We start from the raw sequence: 18,967 nt of genomic DNA, 5'->3' as shown, positions 1-18,967 counted from the left end.
TATGCATGACTTGATTGTAATTGGTGGCGGTCCTGCAGGATTAGCTGCTGCTGTTGCGGCTTATGAAAATGGCGTCAACGATATTTTAATAATTGAACGTGATCAAAAGCTTGGTGGTATCTTAAATCAATGTATTCATAACGGCTTCGGTTTGCACTATTTTAAAGAAGAATTGACGGGGCCTGAATACGCGGCACGCTTTATAGATAAAGTTCAAGCTACAGATATTGATGTATTGCTAGATACAATGGTTTTAGAAGTCACTGAAGATAAAGAAGTTCATATTGTGAATAAAGATCAAGGGTATCAAATTTTAAGAGCTAAGTCGATCGTGTTAGCTATGGGATGTCGTGAGCGTACTCGCGGAGCGATAGGTATTGCCGGCAGTCGGCCCGCTGGTGTATTTACCGCAGGTACTGCACAGCGATATATCAATATGGAAGGATACCTAGTTGGAAAAAAAGTAATCATTTTAGGTTCTGGTGATATCGGCCTTATCATGGCGCGTCGAATGACTCTTGAAGGCGCAGAAGTATTAGCATGTATTGAAGTAATGCCCTATTCCGGTGGATTAACCAGAAATATTGTTCAATGCTTAGACGATTATGACATCCCTCTTCTCCTTTCACATACGATTACTGAAATTCGCGGAAAAAATCGAGTAGAGCAAGTAGTAGTCTCTGAGGTTGATGAACAACGCCAGCCTGTTCCAGGTACAGAACAAATAGTTGATTGCGATACAATTTTACTTTCTGTTGGTCTAATTCCTGAAAACGAGCTTAGTCGCGATGCAAAACTCCATTTGGATTCCAGAACGAGCGGTCCCTTTGTTTATGAAAATATGGAAACATCGACTCCCGGCATCTTCGCCTGTGGAAATGTAGTTCATGTTCACGATTTAGTTGACTTCGTCACAGCTGAAAGTATAAAAGCAGGAAGTTCTGCTGCTTCCTATATTTTAGAGCAAGAAAAAGACCTGACAAAATGTCTTACTATAAAAAATGGGACTCACGTCACATATGTTGTTCCGCAGAAGATTCGTGATGAAAATATTGATCGCAGAACGGAGCTATTTTTCCGGGTCAATAAAGTATTTGACGAAAGTCAAATACTGATTAAGTCTCAAGGTGAAGTTTTGGCTAAACAGAAAAAGAGCTATATTGTACCAGGAGAGATGGAAAAAATAAAATTATCAAAAAAAGTGTTAGCTAAAGTTACCAACGGCGAAATAGAAGTTTGCGTTGAGGAGGTGTCAAAAGGATGAAACAATTCATTTGCATTATGTGTCCAAAAGGCTGTCATTTAACAGTTGATGAGTCCAACGATTACAAAGTGACAGGTCATAGTTGCAATAAAGGAGTCAAGTATGGAAAGGCTGAAGCCACAAATCCCGTGCGTGTGGTCACCTCTACTGTAACTGTAAATGGCGGAAATAGTCCCCTTTGCTCAGTAAAAACAGCAGATGGAATTCCTAAAAAAGCAGTATTGGATGCGATGAAAGAAATAAATAATGTGGAATTAAAGGCACCTGTAAAAATCGGTGATATTGCAATCAAAAATCTTTTAAACACTGGTATTGATGTGGTTGCAACAAGTAATATTCAGGCGAGTTAGTCACTAAGCGATAGTTATTCCTTCAATGGAATTAAACTTAATTTCTGATAGGTAAAATAAAAAAAGGGACCGTGTATTGTCATTAGCGTACTTTACACAGCCCCTCTTTTTATCTTATTCATTTTTAACGCTATTCATTCTTTTTAACGAATAACCGCTTGAAGCTTATCTTCTAAATTCTTAGTGACCTTCGCCATAATGCGATTGATTTCTTCATCTGTCAATGTTGATTCAGGATTTACGAAAGTCAAATTATAAGCCATGGATTTTTTACCAGGTTCAATATTCGCACTTTGATATACGTCGAAAACGTTCAATTTCGTCAAGAACTTGCCCGCTGCGGCTGTAATTACTTCGCTGATATCTGAGTTAGAACTAGATTCACTGACCAACATCGCGATATCACGACTGACTGCTGGATATTTTGATACAGCTTCATAGACCAATGGTGATTTTTCTAGTCCAATCAACGCTTCTAAGTTCATTTCGGCGACATAGGCTGATTTCAGTTCATAGTTAGCAGCAATTTTTGGATGAACTTGACCAACAAATCCAATCAACTCTTCCTTCAAATAGATTCCAGCTGTCTGTCCTGGATGCATTTCATTCATTTGAATAGCTTTGTATGAAATCACATTAGTTAAGCCTAATCCCTCAATCAATGATTCGACCATTCCTTTGACTGTGTAGTAATCACAGGCTTCGGGTTTTGCGGCCCAGGATTTATCTACTACATTTCCCGTTACTGCGATGGCTACATGATTTTGTTCAATTGGTAAATCCTTTTTAGGATCGTGATTTTGATAAAAAACATGACCAATTTCATAAAAGGCAACATCATTATTCTTACGAGCCGTGTTATAAGATAAGTCCTCTAGTAAACCACTGATTAGATTTAATCTCATGGTTGAGCGCTCCTCACTCATTGGCCAAGCAACACGAGTCACTTTACTTTCATTTAACAGAAATTGTTGCGCTTTTGCTTCCGTTGTTAAGGCATAGCTAATGGCTTCGGATAATCCAGCACCTTCTAAAAGGTTTCGAACTTTTCTTACGGCTTTTTGTGATTCAGTTAAAAAGCCTGCGACTGTTTGACCTTCTGGCAATGTCGAAGGTAAATTATTGTAACCATAAATTCGTGCGATTTCTTCCATTAAATCTGCTTCGATCGTAATATCCCAACGGCGAGGCGGCACACTGACAGTCGTTACACCATTCGTTTCTTGGGAAGAAAAACCAAGTGCTTTAAAAATATCATTTATTTGTTCTTGAGTCAGATCCGTCCCTAAGAAACGATTGACATTTTCAAGTGTTGTACTAACTTCGACATTTTGAGGATGTACTTCGCTTCCTTTTACTGTCCCTGCCAAAACTTTTCCATCCGCTAATTCAGCAATCATCGCGGCAGCTACTTCACCTGCTAAACTGATATCCCCTTGATTGATTCCTTTTTCAAAACGCATGGATGATTCGCTTCGTAAATTATAACTTTGTGAAGTGCGACGAACCAATGTATGATCAAACATCGCCATTTCCAACGCGACTGTTGTTGTTTCATCAGAAATTTCTGAATCCAGCCCCCCCATTACACCAGCGAGAGCAACTGGGATCTCACCATTCGTAATAACAATATTTTCTGGATTCAATGTCCGTTCAACGCTATCAAGTGTAGTGAAGGGTTCATTTTCTTTTGCCCGACGAACCATAATCTCGTTGCTGCCTAATTTATCATAATCGAAGGCATGTAAAGGTTGACCAAACAATAATAAAATATAGTTTGTTACATCTACGACATTACTGATTGGACGAATCCCTTCATTCATCAATCGATTTTGCAGCCATTGTGGACTCGGTCCAATTTTAACATCTTCAATAATACGAATTTCGTAGTGAGGAGCATCTTTCTTGTCGGTGACAGACACCTTTATTTTGTCACTAGCCTTTTCTTCTGCTTCTCGTAATTCTACAGCCGGGAAATTTACTTCCTTATTATAGATTGCAGCCACTTCATGTGCCACACCACGAATACTTAGCGCATCCGCGCGATTTGGTGTAATAGATAAATCAATAATCGTATCATCCATTTCTAAATATGGAAAAACAGGTTCTCCTGCAATCGCGTTTTGTGGCAAGTAATAAATGCCTTCAGCATATTCTTTAGGAATGACTGAGTCGCTATAGCCAAGCTCTTGCAATGAACAAATCATGCCATTAGATACTTGCCCACGCATTTTCCCTTTTTTGATTTTCACATTTCCAGCAATCCGCGAACCAGGCATTGCAACAATAACTTTGATTCCCGCTTTAATATTGGGTGCCCCACAGACGATTTGAGACAGCTCCTCAGCCCCGACATCAACCTGGCAAATTGACAAATGATCGGAATCAGGATGTGGAATACATTCTTTTACATCCCCCACTACGATTTTTTTCAACCCATCTTCTGGTGATTCTAGCCCTTCAACTTCAATTCCAGTTAAGGAAAGACGATCCGCTAATTCTTTTGGTGCGACATCTTTCACATCGACGTATTCATTTAACCATTTATATGAAACTAACATTGCTACTTACTCCCCCTTGAACTGTTCCAAGAAACGAACATCGTTTAAATAGAAATTTCGAATATCATTTACTCCATAGCGCAACATCGCAATTCTGTCTGGACCCAATCCAAAAGCAAAACCTGAATACTCTTTGGAGTCGATCCCTGACATTTCCAATACATTAGGATGAACCATTCCAGCGCCCAGAATTTCGATCCAGCCAGTATACTTGCAGACGTTACACCCTTTACCACCACACTTAAAGCAGCTTACATCTACTTCGACTGATGGTTCAGTGAATGGAAAATAGCTTGGACGCAAACGAATACTACGATCTGCCCCAAATAATTCCTTCAATAATACTTCTAATGTTCCCTTTAAATCTCCCATCGTAATTCCTTTATCAACGACCAAACCTTCGATTTGATGGAATTGATGACTATGTGTCGCATCATCCGTATCACGACGAAATACCTTCCCAGGTGAAATCATCCGAAGTGCACCCTTAGAAAAATCATGTTTTTCCATTGTACGTGCTTGAACCGGTGAGGTATGCGTACGCAGAAGTACATCATCAGAAATATAAAAAGTATCTTGCATGTCTCGTGCAGGATGATCCTTAGGTAGATTCATTCGTTCAAAATTGTAATGATCGGATTCGATTTCTGTCCCTTCGACAATTTGATAGCCCATACCGACAAATGTATCTTCTATTTCTTCCATGATTTGCGTCAAAACATGGCGTGTTCCATGAGCCGGTTGTTTTCCAGGTAATGTTACGTCTAAAGATTCAGCGGCTAATTTCTTTTCTAGTGCTAGTTCTGTTAAGGCCGCCTTACGTTCCTCCACGGCTTGCGCCAAAAGATCGCGAATTTCGTTCGCAAATGCTCCTACTTTTGGTCGCTCTTCTGCTGAAAGATCCCTCATCCCTCTTAACACTTCAGTAATTGGTCCTTTTTTCCCAAGGGTTTCTACACGAATAGCTTCAACTGTAGAAAGTTCATCAGCTGCGTCAATTTTGGCTAACGTCTGACTTTTTAATGCTTCTAACTGCTCTTGTAAACTCATTGTTTTCTTCCTTTCCCTATTGCTTAAAAAAGATAGAAGCTTCAAAATGAAGGTCTACCAATTTTTTTAATACACTTAATAAATAATAAATTTGTATCAATCGGAGAGTTGTAAACTCTCGATGAGTATCAGTAAAAAATACAAAAAAGACCTCGTTCCACAAAGGAACGAGGTCTCGCGATACCATCCTAATTCGTCAATAGATTATAGCACATTGACGCTCTCACTTTTTAACGGCTATGCCGGTCTTTCGACAAGCTCCAGAAGTGAACTTCATCTTTTCTTTTCTTAGTCTGCTTCCAGTCAACGACAGACATTCCCTTGTAAGATCTAAAAAGATTACTCTTTTCCATCAACGCTTTTTCAACTATTCAATTGACTATCACAATACTACAAGAAATCTAAAAAATTATCAACTACATTCTTCATCTGTAATCCAAGTATCGCCCCATTGATGTATTTCGTTCATTACGTTTTTCAATGCCTCGCCTTTTTTCGTTAGACAATAATCCATCCGTTTTTGGCTTCCGCAAGCAATTACGCGACCAACAATGCCTTCTGCTTCTAATTCTTTTAAGCGTTCGGTTAATACTCGATCACTAACATCTGGAATCAGCGCAGCAATATCAACGAATCTTTGAGGTCCACCTTCTAACAATACATCAATAATTAAACCATTCCATTTTTTACCTAAAATTTGGAAACCTTTCTCAAATTTGGGACAAAGTGAAAAGTCCATTACTTCTACTTGTTCCATAATTCTCACCTCGATAGAGAGAGTATAGCACATCACTTACCTTTTATAAGTATAACTTGCCTATCCCTAAGGAGTTTTTAACAAATCAACGGCCTTGTTACCTTGCAAAAAGATTAAGTAAGCTGCTTCAACTGGTTTTTGTTTTGCTTTTTCTAATGCATTCTTATATAAATTTATTTGTCCACGATAGCGGTTAACAAGCTGCTGTTCCCTTCCGGCCGTAAAATAATCGGTTTTTAAATCATACATGAATAGTTTGTCTTCAAATTCTAAATACCCATCAATAATCCCATGAATTAAAATCTCGTCTTGATTTTGATAATCGTTGAATAATTGATTGGCGGGCAGCAGCATAGCAAAGGGTTCTTCTCGATGCAATCGATCAGAATGTTGAATCACAAATTTACCGATATCAGACCCAAAAAAATTCATAATAGAGTCAATCGATATTTTTTCCGCTATTTCCTTAGTCAAGGTCTGCCGTGAAACTAACTCGGAAATTAGTGACTCAACTATTTCTCGCTGTGGTTTTTCATGTAACGGCAGCAATTGCATGATTAGGTGAGTGGCTGTCCCTATTTCGGTGGCAGAGACTTCTTTTTTTGTCCCTAGAAATTTGGGTTCGCCTAGCTCGTTTTCAGTGAATCGATAGTGGGTTCCTACAGGTGTTGGAGTCTGCTCCAACGTCTCTCGATTGTCAGGGTCATCGTATAATCGCTTTAACTCCGATACAGATTGATAACTCGTTGTTTTAGTCGCCTCAGGATACGGGTATTTAAACAGCAAGCGTTCTTTCAACGATTGGATGTTGATAGATCCTTGAGGGATTTCCAACGTTTTAATCTCTGGCAGATAGCTTTGTACAGCTTCTGCTATTGTTTGTGGATCAATAAAATCTAGCTTAAAAGCTGCCGGATGCTGCTTCAAAAGAGCAGGCTGAGTTATCGCATATTCCTTCTGATAGTTTTCCATATCTGAGTGTCTAAATAGAGTCATTCCAACCCAGTCAAAGAAGCTATCGTTTTGGCCCTCTCGGAGCCCTGCATCAAGTACCACGTTTTCATTTAGAGCACTTTTGCTCCAAGTTTTATAGGCTGCTTCTTCATCATCATAAGAACCAACTAGAAATAACTTTTGCTCTGCACGAGTCAAAGCTACGTAAAGTTTTCTCATTTCTTCTGACAACAGCTTGTTCAAATTTTTCTGCTTCACCGTTTGGAATAAAAGTGTATCTTTTCTAATTCTTGTATCGGGAGTCAATAGTTTCACACCCAATCCTAAACGTTCGTCAAAGACATAGTTTCTTCGCGTATCCTGTACATTAAAGCTTTTGCTCATATCCATCAAAAAGACTACTGGAAATTCTAGACCTTTACTGCCATGAATTGTCATTACTCGTACCGCATCCTGCAGTTCTTCTGTTGGCGGTTCTCCCAGGTCCTTGTCTTTTTCCTGCATTTTTTCAATAAAACGAATAAATTGATACAATCCTCGGAAACTACTGCGTTCATAATCCTTTGCACGTTCGATTAGTGCTAACAGGTTGGCATGTCGCTGTTGTCCAGCAGGCATCCCTAAAACATAGTCCAAATAAGCGGTCTCGTTATAGATTTTAATTAGTAAGTCTGCTAACGCTTCTCTTCGAGCAAACTCACGCCACTCATTCAATTGGGCCAAAAAGATCGTCAATTTTTCTGCTGTCGCATCCTTATTGTTTTGCAGATAGCTTTTAACCGCTTGATAATAGTCCTTTTGCGGTAAAGCTAGACGAACCTGTGCCAGCTCTTCTTCCTGCAAGCCAACGATTGGTGATCGTAAAACGGCGGCTAAAGGAATATCTTGATACGAATTATCGATGATCTGCAATAAGGAAATCATCACCCGCAATTCAGTTGATTGAAAATAATTTTGTGTATCATTAATAGATAGGGGAATCCCTAATTGTTTAAAGACTTCTAAAATCGTTAAATTATTACTTCTAGTAGGCGTCAATAATACGATGTCCTCGTACTGTAAGGGGCGCATGGCTTTTTGCTTTTTATCATAAATTTCGAACTTCTGATCTATCAATGAGCGAATCTTAGTAGCAGTCATGAAAATCTCGCCCATTGCTTTATCTTCAATCCATTCAGGAGCTTCTCCATTTTTTTTATAAACCAGCAGCTCTGGAGAGAAAGAATCGGTCTCGGGAAATCCAGTAAAACCATTGATCAATTCTGCTTGCTTATCGTATTCAATTTGTCCAACCGCCTGATCCATTAATTGAGTGAAGATCAAATTCGTAAAATCCAACACTTCTTTGCGTGAACGGAAGTTTTCAGCTAGAATAATTCGACGACCGCCTTCTTCATCGGCAAAATCATGATACTTCTGAATGAACAAGGTAGGGTCTGCTAAACGAAACCCATAAATTGATTGCTTCACATCTCCAACCATAAAGAGATTTCCCGGATTTTCAGTACTTAAATGACGTAAAATAGTTTCCTGCAGCTGATTGATGTCTTGGTATTCATCCACTAAAACCTCAGCAAATCGATTCTGATAATAACTTTCAGCCGGTTTGTGTCCAGCTATTTCCGTTTGCAAAATCTGCAGGGTAAAATGCTCTAAATCATTAAAATCAAGCATGCCCTTTTCTCTTTTTTTGGCTGAGTACTCCTCAATAAATCGTTTTTCAACTCGAACTAGTTCTTCTACAAGTGGCAGTGCTTCTTGCATTCGTGTTACCTGTTCTTCCGGTGAGACAGCAAAATACATCTCTTTGAGCTTTGTCAATCCTTGCTTTGCTTGGTCACGATAATTTTTGCACTCAACAATAATATCGCCATAAAGCACCTTGACCTCTTTTTTTCTTGGTGAAGGATAGGCTGGGAATTTCATCGTCTCAAAGATCTTAAACGCATCAATTAAATGGTCTTCAACTATTGCTTGTTCAATCTGTTTGACGACCCCTAATTCATTCTGAGCCAAATCAGTAATTTTTTGTAATTCTTCCGTTCCTTCACTCGCACGAATCATCCAATGATATGTCTGGCTGATTTCTCTCAGTGTATTCAATACTTGAGGGCGAATCAATTTACGATACAAATCTGACTCTGCCAAATCTTCTACGCGATAATTTTCAATCAAACCCTCTAACCAATGAAAAGGCGCAGGATTCGCGCGAGCAAAATCATACATTGAAAGGATTAAATCTTCTAGTCCGCTATCGCTGCGATCATTTGAGAAATTTTCTGTTAATCGATAAAAAATTTCCTGATTTTCTTCATAAAAAGACTCTCGCAGCTCATCCCAAACATCTTCTTTCAACAAAATGGTTTCAGTATCATCCGTTAACATTCGATAGCTTGGATCTAAATCAATCAAATAGAAAAAGCGCTGAATAACCTTTGAACAGAAGGAATGTAAGGTTGAAATATTCGCCATTGGTAACAATGTTAATTGACGGGTGAAATGATTTTTTAATGTCTGATCCGTCTCTTCATTGATTGCTTCTTGTAATGCGGACTGGATTCGCTCTTTCATTTCACTAGCAGCGGCTTCGGTAAATGTCACAACAAGAAGCTGATCGACTGAAAGCTGTTGTCGCTTGATTTTTTCAATCACCCGTCGAACAAGCACCGCCGTTTTTCCAGATCCAGCAGATGCAGAGACTAAAAGATTCGTTCCTTGATCAAAAATCGCCTGCCACTGAGCATCGGTATACATTTCATTTGGTGCTTTTGGAGGGATAGGAAAATTAGTTGTCATGCAGTTCTTCCTCCATTCGTTTCAAGACTTCTTCTTTCGAAAGCTTCTCTAATCGATGATAATTATTTTCCTTCAACATAGCGTCAAATTTGCAGACACTGCGGAACGGACAGTATTGGCAAGCAATGCGCTGATTGTCTTTATAAGTCGGATTCAACTTGATCTCACCTGAGACAATTTGATTTCCTGCTTCTTGAATTTTTTCTCGATTGTATTTTCGCAGCAGGTCAATTTCAGACAAGTCATAAAATTTATCTCTGGATTGAGGCACAGCCACAATTTGCCCATTCTTATCTTTCTTAATAGGAAACAGCAGAGAGTTTTCTTTTTCCTCTAGGCTTTGATCCAACTGATCATAAAGCTCTGGTTCCTTTGCAAATAAGCCATCATATTGATAAGCCTTTAGCATATCCCTTTCTATATTCTTAGGTTCTTTTAGAACAGGATTATGAACATGCAGATAGTATGCTCCAGCGGGCTTGATAGCTTTGCCGCTCGATTGACTGAAATCTGTGACTGCGACATCTAGATAAGTAATTAACTGAAGTGCAATTCCGTAATAAGCATCTGCCACGTTAAAACTATGTGGACTAGACTTATAATCAATCACGCTTAACCAATCGTTTTCAGCACTTTGTAGTTGATCCAAACGATCGATTTTCCCTCGGATAGCCACTTCTCCGCCATTCGACAAGGGCAAATTAATTCCAGGGATTCCCTTTTGTCCGCCAATTGAGCCAAAGATAACCTCCGTTTGCTGCGGTTCAAATTTTGTTCGAGCTCCTTGGTTGACCAATCCCCAACTGACTTTTTGGATCGTTCGGGATAATTGATAGCGAATATAATTCATTCGCGCCGAACTAGATAATATTGCAAATTTTAGTTCGCCGAAAATTTCCTTTAAAACCTGATCTGCTAAATTTGTCCGCTCTTCTTCATTTAACTCAGAAAGACGCAGACCTTGTTCCTTTATCAACCGGAAAAAATAATCCAACGCTTCATGATAAAAATCCCCAGCCGCAGCAGGCGTCAATCCATACACAGTACGTTCTTTTAATCCAAGGCCAAAATTAGCAAAATACTTATACTGACAGTTATAGAAGTTTTCAATTCTGGAAACAGAAACATATAGATTTTTCCCATACAAACGCTCTGCTGTCTCCGGTAATAATTCACGAGGAACGTTTAGATCCTGTAAACTTTTAAAGACTCGCTGCGCCATTGAAGACAATGAACTGTTTTGAATAAATTTTTGCAATTCTCGCCAAGCTGGCAAAAAGGCACGATTCTCATCTTGAGCAAACCGGTTTAAGGCAATCAAATCAGATAGCAATGTCCGCATTGTTCCTAGATGATTCTCCGGATCACTCATAAGTCTTAACGGCTCATTTTCTTGAATCGGTAATTTCAATCCTTGACTAAGCTGTCTTAAAAAAGGAGATATTTCCAGTTTCTTTTCACCTTCAACTGTTGTAGCCATACTCAGATACAGCTTTTCACTAGCAGAAAGGAATACTGAATATGCTAAAAAAGGTTCGCGATTAACTTTTGACCCATTGCTTTCTGGTAAAAACTTTCCTTCCGGCAGATTTTGATTGAAAGCAGAACGCTCCTCTGCTGTTAGTAATCCCTTGTCATCAAAACGAGCCGGAAAATCATTGCTGTTCAATCCGATTGCAAAAGTAACTTTCGTTTGGTCAATTCGAGCCAATTCTAAATCATTGACTCGCACCTGATCTATGGCCGTAGGGATTTTTCCATAAGTCACATTCATCAAACCAGCCAAAAATATTTCTTGGAACGTTTCCCAATCAAAGGAATCTTCCCCATAAATAAGTACATACTCATCCAATAAATCTAGCAATGCCTGCCACGTCTGCTCGTGATTTCGCGCTTTATCTAAGCTTCCTTTGGCAACCTCTTGATCACGCCAAAAGAGTAGCTGACGTTTCACACCACTGGCTTCTAAAAAATGATAGAAAAACGTCGCCGCTTCTAACCCATTTTTCGAATTTTTTATTTTTTTGAAGAAAACTGGAATCACCTGCTGTACAGAACGTCGTACCTCATTGGTTGTTGCTTCTAATTCCTTCGCGTCATTAAAAACATCTGCTTCAAAATCATAATCAACAAATTCCCAATCAGCTTCCTTTGTCCAAGCGCTCCCGCGAAAGTTATAAGCCAAACAAACATTTTCTGTTTGATCAATCTTTTCTCTGTATTCTTGTTGCAGATTGAACCAAGTATCCGCCGTCCAATCAAATGGGGCAAATAGCTCCGTACGCAACATGCGAAATACATCGTTGATCCGATAATGATAACTATCAGTCAAAAATAATGCTTGTAAGAATTCTATGAGAGGATGAGCGGCCATCTCCTGTGTCTCATCTAAATAGAACGGAATATCTAATTTATTGAAGAGATCCGGTAAAATACTATTATAAGCTTGTGAGTTGCGCAATAAAATTTGAATATCTCTATAACGATACCCTTCATCTCTAACTAATCGACGAATTTCTTCACCTGTTTTACGAATCTCATCAGCTAGGGTACTAAATATTTTTATCTGAACTTGATCATTTTGTTCTAAGTTCCTTCTCTTTTGATTGGCCCAAAATTCACCCACCTGATTGAAAACGGTTTGGTTCATTTGTGCGAACTGATCGGGACGCACAGGAATTTTATACGCATCAGCACTCTTTTTTAATTGAAAATATGTCTTGCCTGGTTCAGCAAATAAGTTCAAGGGATTGGGTTCTTCACTTGGATAAGGCCGATCTAATTCTAAGGAAACCAATAGTTCCCCACACACCATTAACTCATTCAAAACACCCAGTTCGCGTGCATTAAAACGTGTGAACCCACTAACAATAAAAAGATTATTTGACATTTTTTTAGTACTCAGATACTGCTGCAATAATTGCAGTGGGTCATCATTTGCTACTTTGTACTTGAACAGCGCCTCTTCATATGCGGAGAAAACTTTTTTTAAGTCCTGTAGTTTTAATACCTGATCCTGATCGTTTCCATTTTCAACTAAATCTTCTACAGTTACATTTCCAATCTGCATCTCCTGATAAAAACGAACGAGCTGTTGAATGAAGCCTGCTTTGTTGACTTCGCCACGAAAAATTGTTAACTCCTCTCGCTGTTCATGAAGAATTTTTCTTAGAATCATAGCATTTCCAGCTTCTGATAAAATATTCCCAGGAATCTGACCGTTCTTCTGCAAAAAATACCATGCTAGTCGTTGAAAGCTGAATACCTGCGTACGAATCGTACTGAATTCAACCGCTTTGTTGTCTTGCTTCATCGCAGATAAAAGACGAATTTCTTGCTCAAATTTATTGTAATTGGGGACTAAAAAGAACACTCGATTTTCTGAATTCTGTTCTAGCCAAGCTTGCGCCGTCTGAATCATTCGTTCTGTCGCGTCGTTCTGTCCAGCACCTAACAAAAATTGTAATGGCATCGTTTCCCCTCATTTCTTTTGAATAGATTACTCGTATATTATAACAGTTCAAGCAAAAAGTCGCATGACGAAAGATACAGATGAAGTATTCCAAAGTAAAAAAAGACTAGCCATTGCTAGTCTACAGTACCGAATCGGTTAAGTGGCCAAAAAACAAATTTAACATCAGCCATGATGTCTTTTTCTTTAATCATTCCAATAATTCGACTATCCTTCGAAATCCGACGATTGTCTCCTAAAACAAATAATTCGCCATCAGGAACCTTCTCTGATCCTGTTAATTCTTTCAAATTGAAATCATACGTTAGTGGCTGTCCATCAGTTAATTTTCCTTTGAACTCATCTAAATATGGCTCATCATATTTTTTGTTGTTGATATAAAGCTCATCATTTTTATATTCTATGATATCCCCTGGCAAACCGATAACACGTTTGATGTAATTCTTTCCTTCATCATCAGGTGCCGGAAAAGTCACAATGTCAAAACGTTTAATATCAGTATTTTTTAAGGCAATGACTCTTTCTCCGTCTATCAATGTAGGATCCATTGAATCTCCTTTAACTACGACGGGGGTAAAAACAAAATGACGCAAACCAACTAAGATAACTGCTAAAATTAAAAACCAAATAATTGATTTTCCTACTTCCTTTATATTCATTTATGAGCCTCCATTATACTCTTCGTTAATTTAGTTTATCATATTCTTAAGCACTTATTGAAAAGTATTCCCTTCCCCTTAAAAAAAAATTACTCTTCTGTGAGCATAATCCTTTCCTTACTTTTTGTAAGATGTTAAAGTATTCCTTGTCAACAAGAACAAAACAAGAAAAGGTGGAATTATTATGTCTCAATTTTTAGACTCATTAAAAGATCGTCGTTCATTTTACTCTTTAGGACGTGACGTTCAACTAACAGAAGAAGAAATCACAGAATTAGTTAAGGACTCTGTTAAAAACAGTCCTACCGCTTTTAATGCACAATCACCTCGTGCAGTCATTCTTTTTGGTGATGCTCATGAAAAATTATGGAATATCGTTGAAGAAGCGTTAAAACCATTAACACCAGCAGAAGCATTTCCTAACACACAAGCGAAAATTGCTAGCTTCCGTAATGCTTTTGGAACAGTAATGTTCTTCAAAGAAACAGATACAGTGAAAAACTTGCAAGAACAATTTGCTTTATATGCAGATAACTTCCCAGACTGGGCAGAACAATCAAACGGTATCGCAACTGCAAATACTTGGACTGCGCTTAATGCAGCTGGTCTTGGAGCAAACTTACAACACTATAATCCAGTAATTGATGATGCTGTTGCAAAAGAATGGAATATTCCATCAAACTGGCAATTACGTTCTCAATTAGTCTTTGGGTCTAAAGATGGCGAAGCCAATGAAAAAGAATACTTGGCAGATGAAGAACGCTTCCGCGTATTCCATTAATCGAAATTTTAAAAGGAGCGATGCTGAATAAATCTGCATCGCTCCTTTTTTACATAAAAAAGATGGCGTCTCCGCCATCTTATTTTCCATTCTTGTCTTGATCGTCTTTTGTCAAGATTTCTAATGTGCTGCCTTCATTAAGGTGTGTGGAAAGAAAAACGACAAATTCAGTCAATGAATAGTCAAAGGTCAATATCGGTCCACGACGCTCTTTGCGAAAATAATTCAACTTAATCAAACCATTTTCTTCTTGGAATAATACGACTCGTTCGATCTCATTTAATGGAATGCCTCGATTATCTAGACTAAAAAGGATTAAACTGTCTTCTGTAAACCCCTTTTTATCTAATAAAAAACTTAACATGACCAAGGCGGCCAAGACTGTCTGCACTCGACCATTTAAATCTTGCCAACTTGTAAAGCCAATCCATAAAATCAATACTGTTAAAAAAAGATAAAAAGGATATTGCCTGCGCTGCTTAAAAACTGGAACAATAATGTCTCTACGTGCCAACAATAAGAACACATACAAAACGATCGTAAAAACGCCTAATAACAATGTAAATATATTCAAAAGAACCGCCTTCTAACTTGGAATGAAATTAGAATATTTTACCACGACCATGTTAGATTTGTCATCTCGCTGCTCTTGATCAACCTCTTCGCATTGATTTATACGTACAACAGCACAATTTGTCATCTTGGAAATAACTTCGCCTTCCACGCATTCTTCGAAACCAATCGGATGGCAACGATAAGTTCTTCCAAGTTCAATTTCTTCTTCATTCATAAGTAAGCCCTCCAGTATCGACATTCATTTGTTCGTCTAGCTTTTGGATCAATGTTATTCGCAATTATACCTAAGTCTGGAATGGTTTACAATCGAAAATTTCACTTCGTTAGCAAAAAGAAAGTAAATCAGGTAAAATTAGCTACAGAGGGGGGATCTTTTATGTCAAATTTTATCGATTCGATTAAGAAATACGGTTATTTAAGAAGTGCTTGCTATTTGATTCTTGGAATCGCTATTCTCTTTTCACCACGGAGCGTTTTTAAAGGAATTGTTTACATTATTTTCTTCTATTTATTGATTATGGGGATTTTACAAATCATCCGTGGCCTACAAGCAAAAAAATATACTGGTAATGTCGGCTTTGAGACAACTAGCGGAATCCTACGAGTTATAGTTGCTTTTGTCGTTCTTTGGTTCTCAAAAGGGATCATAAGCATTTTACCGATGTTTTTGGGATTCATTATCTTAATTTTTGCTATTGGTCAGTTTATGCAAAGCTGGACGGCAAAAAGAAATGGTTTTCCAGTTACTGGTCAGGTTGTCTATAGTGCCTTGATGATTCTTGCTGGTATTTTTCTTCTGTTCAATCCTTTTAGTAGTTTAATGATTCTCTTCCAAATTTTTGGTTTCTTGTTAATTACGATGGCTGTTTCAGAATTTATTAATACTCGCCGCTTTAATCAATAAAAAATTGTTTCTATTATAAGAAACATTTATACTGAATATATCAAAAGAGAACGAGGTCACTATGAATACTGCTACTGAACTTTATCAATTCACTAAAAAATACGGTATTAACTACAACACCAATGAAGAAAAGGGAATTCGTTTGTATAACAATTTCTTACAAGCCTTTCCTAAAATAAACTTTTCCTTTTCTTTCATTGGCTTTCACAAGTATGAGAGTCTTAAAAATCAAGAAGGCTTAACTGCTTATGGCATCTCCGGCAACACATTATATGCTTTAAGCAAACAAAAATCCTATAAATACAATCTTTATCAATGTAGAGAGATTAGCGGTAAGAAGAAACTAAACGGCATCCGACTGTCCTTAGTTTTTGATGCTGAAATCCTTTCTATCAATTTAGGTTTCGCTGATGGGAATCTTGTTTTGAATGCTTTAAAGCAAGCTGGAAATAAGTAGTCGAGACATTTTATTTGAAGAATAGAGAAACTAGCGTTACAATATTTTCTGTTCTTACTGGGATATGGCCAAACTGGTAAGGCGCCTGACTCTGAATCAGGAGAGTGTAGGTTCGAGCCCTACTATCCCAATAAACTCATTTAAAAAAACGTTTTTGCTTTTTTAAAGCAAAAACGTTTTTTTATCTGGAAATTTTTTAAGATTTCACTACCATTACGTTGCAATTCGCATGATTGACTACATACGCTGTTGTCGAGCCGACTAAGGCCTGTTCAACAGCCCCCCTACCTGTTGCCCCCAGCATAATAAGATCCACTTGATTTTCTAGCGCATAATCAATGATTTTTCGTTTGGGATTTCCCGAGTCAATCTTTGTCTCATAATCAAATTGACTGATGTTTGAATTGGCAATCAATTGTTCAAGCTCGATCTCTGCATTATTTAGATGAAACTTAAGGGAATCATTGATAAATGCTGGATCGCCAATCGAGAACTTATAATCGACTATTGTAAGAATAAATAATTTTGCGTTATTTCGTTCTGCGACACTTAATGCTTCCTTAAATGCGTCCGTTGATGATTCTGAACCGTCAACTGCCACAAGTATTTTCTTATAACTTTCTTTCATTGAAATCGCCTCCCATACCTTCATTATACCTCAAGTCGCTCCTTCTAGAAAATTAAAGAGCATGATCATTCTTTTTGCTAATTACGAGTTATTTCCCTAATAAAAATTATTTTTTTAGTATTTCCTGTAATATTTTTATGATAAAATAAATTGAGCAACAACTTCCCCGCCAGTCACTAGTTTCAACGACTGGAATTGTTGCTCTTTTTTTAGTCATCTAACCTCTTGTTTTTTTATTAGTTATGGTCTAATATAATTAGAAAAAAATGAGAGGGTGAGTATATGGATAATCGCCTGACACAAACCTCCAGCTTTACTGATGGTGTTAGAGCCTGTCTACCCACGATTATGGGTTATTTAGGAATTGGAATTGCAATGGGAATTGTTGGAAAATCAGCGCATCTTGCAGTTTGGCAAATATTTTTGATGTCCACGCTAGTTTATGCTGGCAGTGCGCAGTTTATTTTATGCGGCTTATTATTGTTAAGCGCCCCAATTCTTTCAATCGTATTCACTGTTTTCCTTGTCAATTTACGTCATCTTCTCATGAGTCTCTCTGTCGCTCATTATTTCAAAGACGATTCTTTATTAAATGGGATGGCTATCGGAACATTACTGACCGATGAATCTTACGGGGTGCTAATGACAACTCTTGCACAAGAGAAAAAAGTATCGAGTAACTGGATGCATGGCTTGAATATTACAGCCTATCTGGTCTGGATACTATCAACTGTTATAGGGGCTTTACTAGGGAATTTCATTCCTGACCCAACTATCTTTGGGTTTGATTTTGCACTCACCTCGATGTTTCTTGGGTTGTTCCTTTTTCAAGTACAACTACCATTAAAAAAGCAACGGGCAAAGACCGTACGAATTTTAGCTGTGACAATCATTACCTTATATCTGTTAATGCGGATTGCATCAGCTGAATTATCAGTTATTATTGCAACATTGTTAGGCTGTTTGACGGGGGTGATGAGTAAGGATGAGTAATTCTTACTATTTATTGACTCTCTTAGGTTGTGCAGTCGTCACTTGGGTTCCTCGCGTATTGCCATTTGTTTTGACAAAAGCAATAACACTGCCGCCCACTTTCGAAAAATTTTTAAGTTATTTGCCGATGACCATTTTAACGGCGCTACTTATGCAAAGTTTACTTAATTTTCAATCAGGTCAATTTCCGACATTGCGCTTTCCTGAAGTTTTTGCTTGTATACCAGCACTCATTGTCGGCATTCGCACGAATGATCTAATGAAAATTGTCTTGACAGGTGTTCTTGGCATCGCTCTTTTACGATTGCTTTAAATGACGTCTGTTATAGAGCTTATTTCTGGTTTTACTTACATCGCTGATGTAATATATAACAAAATAATAGAAAAAGGAGTAATTCTCATGAAAAAGATCGCTGGATATTTCTTTGAAAAGCCCTTAGTTTTAGAGGAGAAAAAGCCTTTCGAAATCCATCTTCCAACGGACACTTTGTATGATGGGAACGAACCTATTTTGGAATCAGATCAAAAGATTCTATCTGAAATAGGGAAAAAGTATGACTACCCAACAGAGCAGCTTCATAGTTTTTTTGTTATTTCAGAAATTACTGATGCCAGCTAAAAAGGCTTTTAATACTTAGTCAACTCTTGGGTAATCTTTGGGTAAAGTTTATACTTTTTAACCTTTAAAAAAGCTCTCGATGAATCTTAATTTCATCGAGAGCTTTTTCATATTATTGTGGCTCTATAATTTCTAGGACTGATAGA

At 37.9% G+C, this 18,967-nt stretch carries 17 protein-coding genes, 1 tRNA gene and 1 other annotated feature; of the genes, 9 read left to right on the top strand and 9 right to left on the bottom strand.

Translation table 11 applies throughout. From position 1 onward, the window contains the following. Position 1 precedes the first annotated feature (1 nt). Complete coding sequence (locus RV13_RS04300; protein ID WP_010744757.1) at positions 2-1,264, top strand: NAD(P)/FAD-dependent oxidoreductase; 1,263 nt, start codon at positions 2-4, stop codon at positions 1,262-1,264. Then, positions 1,261-1,614 (top strand): DUF1667 domain-containing protein, encoded by a 354-nt coding sequence (locus RV13_RS04295; RefSeq protein WP_010744756.1) that lies wholly within the window; start codon positions 1,261-1,263, stop codon positions 1,612-1,614. Before RV13_RS04300 ends, RV13_RS04295 begins: the two co-directional genes overlap by 4 nt. Before the next feature lie 143 nt (positions 1,615-1,757). On the opposite strand, the gene pheT is transcribed toward RV13_RS04295, so the two are convergent. From pheT to lepB, 6 genes are all read right to left on the bottom strand, one after another. Next, on the bottom strand, positions 1,758-4,175 hold the full coding sequence (gene pheT / locus RV13_RS04290) for a phenylalanine--tRNA ligase subunit beta (RefSeq protein ID WP_010744755.1): 2,418 nt from the start codon (positions 4,173-4,175) through the stop codon (positions 1,758-1,760). Between the two features lie 6 nt (positions 4,176-4,181). Continuing rightward, the gene (pheS, locus tag RV13_RS04285) at positions 4,182-5,225 is read right to left on the bottom strand and encodes a phenylalanine--tRNA ligase subunit alpha (protein ID WP_010744754.1); all 1,044 of its coding nucleotides are present in this window, start codon (positions 5,223-5,225) and stop codon (positions 4,182-4,184) included. A gap of 160 nt (positions 5,226-5,385) precedes the next feature. Next, positions 5,386-5,590, bottom strand: a binding site (T-box leader). 47 nt (positions 5,591-5,637) lie between these two features. Next, a complete protein-coding gene (locus RV13_RS04280) occupies positions 5,638-5,982 on the bottom strand; it encodes a winged helix-turn-helix transcriptional regulator (RefSeq protein ID WP_010744753.1) in 345 nt (114 codons plus the stop codon). Between the two features lie 66 nt (positions 5,983-6,048). Further along, the gene (gene addA, locus RV13_RS04275; protein WP_010744752.1) at positions 6,049-9,732 is read right to left on the bottom strand and encodes a helicase-exonuclease AddAB subunit AddA; all 3,684 of its coding nucleotides are present in this window, start codon (positions 9,730-9,732) and stop codon (positions 6,049-6,051) included. Beyond that, positions 9,722-13,204, bottom strand: a complete 3,483-nt coding sequence (locus RV13_RS04270; RefSeq protein WP_028020586.1) for a PD-(D/E)XK nuclease family protein — start codon at positions 13,202-13,204, stop codon at positions 9,722-9,724. The genes addA and RV13_RS04270 overlap by 11 nt, the downstream gene beginning before the upstream one ends. Positions 13,205-13,320: 116 nt before the next feature. Further along, entirely contained in the window at positions 13,321-13,863 is a 543-nt protein-coding gene (gene lepB, locus RV13_RS04265; protein WP_010744750.1) for a signal peptidase I, read from the bottom strand. Positions 13,864-14,047: 184 nt separating this feature from the next. On the opposite strand from lepB, the gene RV13_RS04260 reads away from it, so the two are divergent. Next, a complete protein-coding gene (locus RV13_RS04260) occupies positions 14,048-14,644 on the top strand; it encodes a nitroreductase family protein (protein WP_010744749.1) in 597 nt (198 codons plus the stop codon). A 79-nt stretch (positions 14,645-14,723) separates the two neighbouring features. Here the strand turns inward: RV13_RS04260 and RV13_RS04255 are convergent, their stop codons facing one another. Together RV13_RS04255 and RV13_RS04250 are read right to left on the bottom strand one after the other, a co-directional pair. Further along, positions 14,724-15,218 carry a hypothetical protein gene (locus tag RV13_RS04255; RefSeq protein WP_010744748.1) on the bottom strand — a complete coding sequence of 165 codons (495 nt, stop codon included), beginning with the start codon at positions 15,216-15,218 and terminating at the stop codon, positions 14,724-14,726. 12 nt (positions 15,219-15,230) lie between these two features. Continuing rightward, entirely contained in the window at positions 15,231-15,434 is a 204-nt protein-coding gene (locus RV13_RS04250; protein ID WP_010744747.1) for a hypothetical protein, read from the bottom strand. A 162-nt stretch (positions 15,435-15,596) separates the two neighbouring features. On the opposite strand from RV13_RS04250, the gene RV13_RS04245 reads away from it, so the two are divergent. The 3 genes from RV13_RS04245 to RV13_RS04235 all read left to right on the top strand — a co-directional run bounded on the left by RV13_RS04245 (position 15,597) and on the right by RV13_RS04235 (position 16,712). Beyond that, entirely contained in the window at positions 15,597-16,124 is a 528-nt protein-coding gene (locus RV13_RS04245) for an HdeD family acid-resistance protein (protein WP_010744746.1), read from the top strand. A gap of 61 nt (positions 16,125-16,185) precedes the next feature. Further along, complete coding sequence (locus RV13_RS04240) at positions 16,186-16,581, top strand: hypothetical protein (protein WP_010744745.1); 396 nt, start codon at positions 16,186-16,188, stop codon at positions 16,579-16,581. Between the two features lie 58 nt (positions 16,582-16,639). Continuing rightward, a tRNA-Gln gene (locus RV13_RS04235) sits at positions 16,640-16,712 on the top strand. 65 nt (positions 16,713-16,777) lie between these two features. Here the strand turns inward: RV13_RS04235 and RV13_RS04230 are convergent. Continuing rightward, the gene (locus RV13_RS04230) at positions 16,778-17,209 is read right to left on the bottom strand and encodes a universal stress protein (protein ID WP_010744744.1); all 432 of its coding nucleotides are present in this window, start codon (positions 17,207-17,209) and stop codon (positions 16,778-16,780) included. Positions 17,210-17,491: 282 nt separating this feature from the next. Here RV13_RS04230 and RV13_RS04225 point away from each other — a divergent pair, with 282 nt between their 5' ends. The 3 genes from RV13_RS04225 to RV13_RS04215 all read left to right on the top strand — a co-directional run bounded on the left by RV13_RS04225 (position 17,492) and on the right by RV13_RS04215 (position 18,821). Then, positions 17,492-18,202 carry an AzlC family ABC transporter permease gene (locus RV13_RS04225; RefSeq protein WP_010744743.1) on the top strand — a complete coding sequence of 237 codons (711 nt, stop codon included), beginning with the start codon at positions 17,492-17,494 and terminating at the stop codon, positions 18,200-18,202. After that, positions 18,195-18,515 (top strand): AzlD domain-containing protein, encoded by a 321-nt coding sequence (locus tag RV13_RS04220; protein ID WP_010744742.1) that lies wholly within the window; start codon positions 18,195-18,197, stop codon positions 18,513-18,515. The genes RV13_RS04225 and RV13_RS04220 overlap by 8 nt, the downstream gene beginning before the upstream one ends. A gap of 87 nt (positions 18,516-18,602) precedes the next feature. Beyond that, the gene (locus RV13_RS04215) at positions 18,603-18,821 is read left to right on the top strand and encodes a hypothetical protein (RefSeq protein WP_010744741.1); all 219 of its coding nucleotides are present in this window, start codon (positions 18,603-18,605) and stop codon (positions 18,819-18,821) included. Positions 18,822-18,967: the final 146 nt, after the last annotated feature.

Source organism: Enterococcus raffinosus (assembly GCF_001886185.1).
GTDB lineage: Bacteria > Bacillota > Bacilli > Lactobacillales > Enterococcaceae > Enterococcus_A > Enterococcus_A raffinosus.
This window is presented reverse-complemented; position numbering and strand designations above follow the sequence as displayed.

Coding starts and splice junctions, on each gene's coding strand:
- RV13_RS04300 (WP_010744757.1), top strand. CDS start 2: ATGCATGACTTGATTGTAATTGGTGGCGGTCCTGCAGGATTAGCTGCT.
- RV13_RS04295 (WP_010744756.1), top strand. CDS start 1,261: ATGAAACAATTCATTTGCATTATGTGTCCAAAAGGCTGTCATTTAACA.
- pheT (WP_010744755.1), bottom strand. CDS start 4,175: ATGTTAGTTTCATATAAATGGTTAAATGAATACGTCGATGTGAAAGAT.
- pheS (WP_010744754.1), bottom strand. CDS start 5,225: ATGAGTTTACAAGAGCAGTTAGAAGCATTAAAAAGTCAGACGTTAGCC.
- RV13_RS04280 (WP_010744753.1), bottom strand. CDS start 5,982: ATGGAACAAGTAGAAGTAATGGACTTTTCACTTTGTCCCAAATTTGAG.
- addA (WP_010744752.1), bottom strand. CDS start 9,732: ATGACAACTAATTTTCCTATCCCTCCAAAAGCACCAAATGAAATGTAT.
- RV13_RS04270 (WP_028020586.1), bottom strand. CDS start 13,204: ATGCCATTACAATTTTTGTTAGGTGCTGGACAGAACGACGCGACAGAA.
- lepB (WP_010744750.1), bottom strand. CDS start 13,863: ATGAATATAAAGGAAGTAGGAAAATCAATTATTTGGTTTTTAATTTTA.
- RV13_RS04260 (WP_010744749.1), top strand. CDS start 14,048: ATGTCTCAATTTTTAGACTCATTAAAAGATCGTCGTTCATTTTACTCT.
- RV13_RS04250 (WP_010744747.1), bottom strand. CDS start 15,434: ATGAATGAAGAAGAAATTGAACTTGGAAGAACTTATCGTTGCCATCCG.
- RV13_RS04245 (WP_010744746.1), top strand. CDS start 15,597: ATGTCAAATTTTATCGATTCGATTAAGAAATACGGTTATTTAAGAAGT.
- RV13_RS04240 (WP_010744745.1), top strand. CDS start 16,186: ATGAATACTGCTACTGAACTTTATCAATTCACTAAAAAATACGGTATT.
- RV13_RS04230 (WP_010744744.1), bottom strand. CDS start 17,209: ATGAAAGAAAGTTATAAGAAAATACTTGTGGCAGTTGACGGTTCAGAA.
- RV13_RS04225 (WP_010744743.1), top strand. CDS start 17,492: ATGGATAATCGCCTGACACAAACCTCCAGCTTTACTGATGGTGTTAGA.
- RV13_RS04220 (WP_010744742.1), top strand. CDS start 18,195: ATGAGTAATTCTTACTATTTATTGACTCTCTTAGGTTGTGCAGTCGTC.
- RV13_RS04215 (WP_010744741.1), top strand. CDS start 18,603: ATGAAAAAGATCGCTGGATATTTCTTTGAAAAGCCCTTAGTTTTAGAG.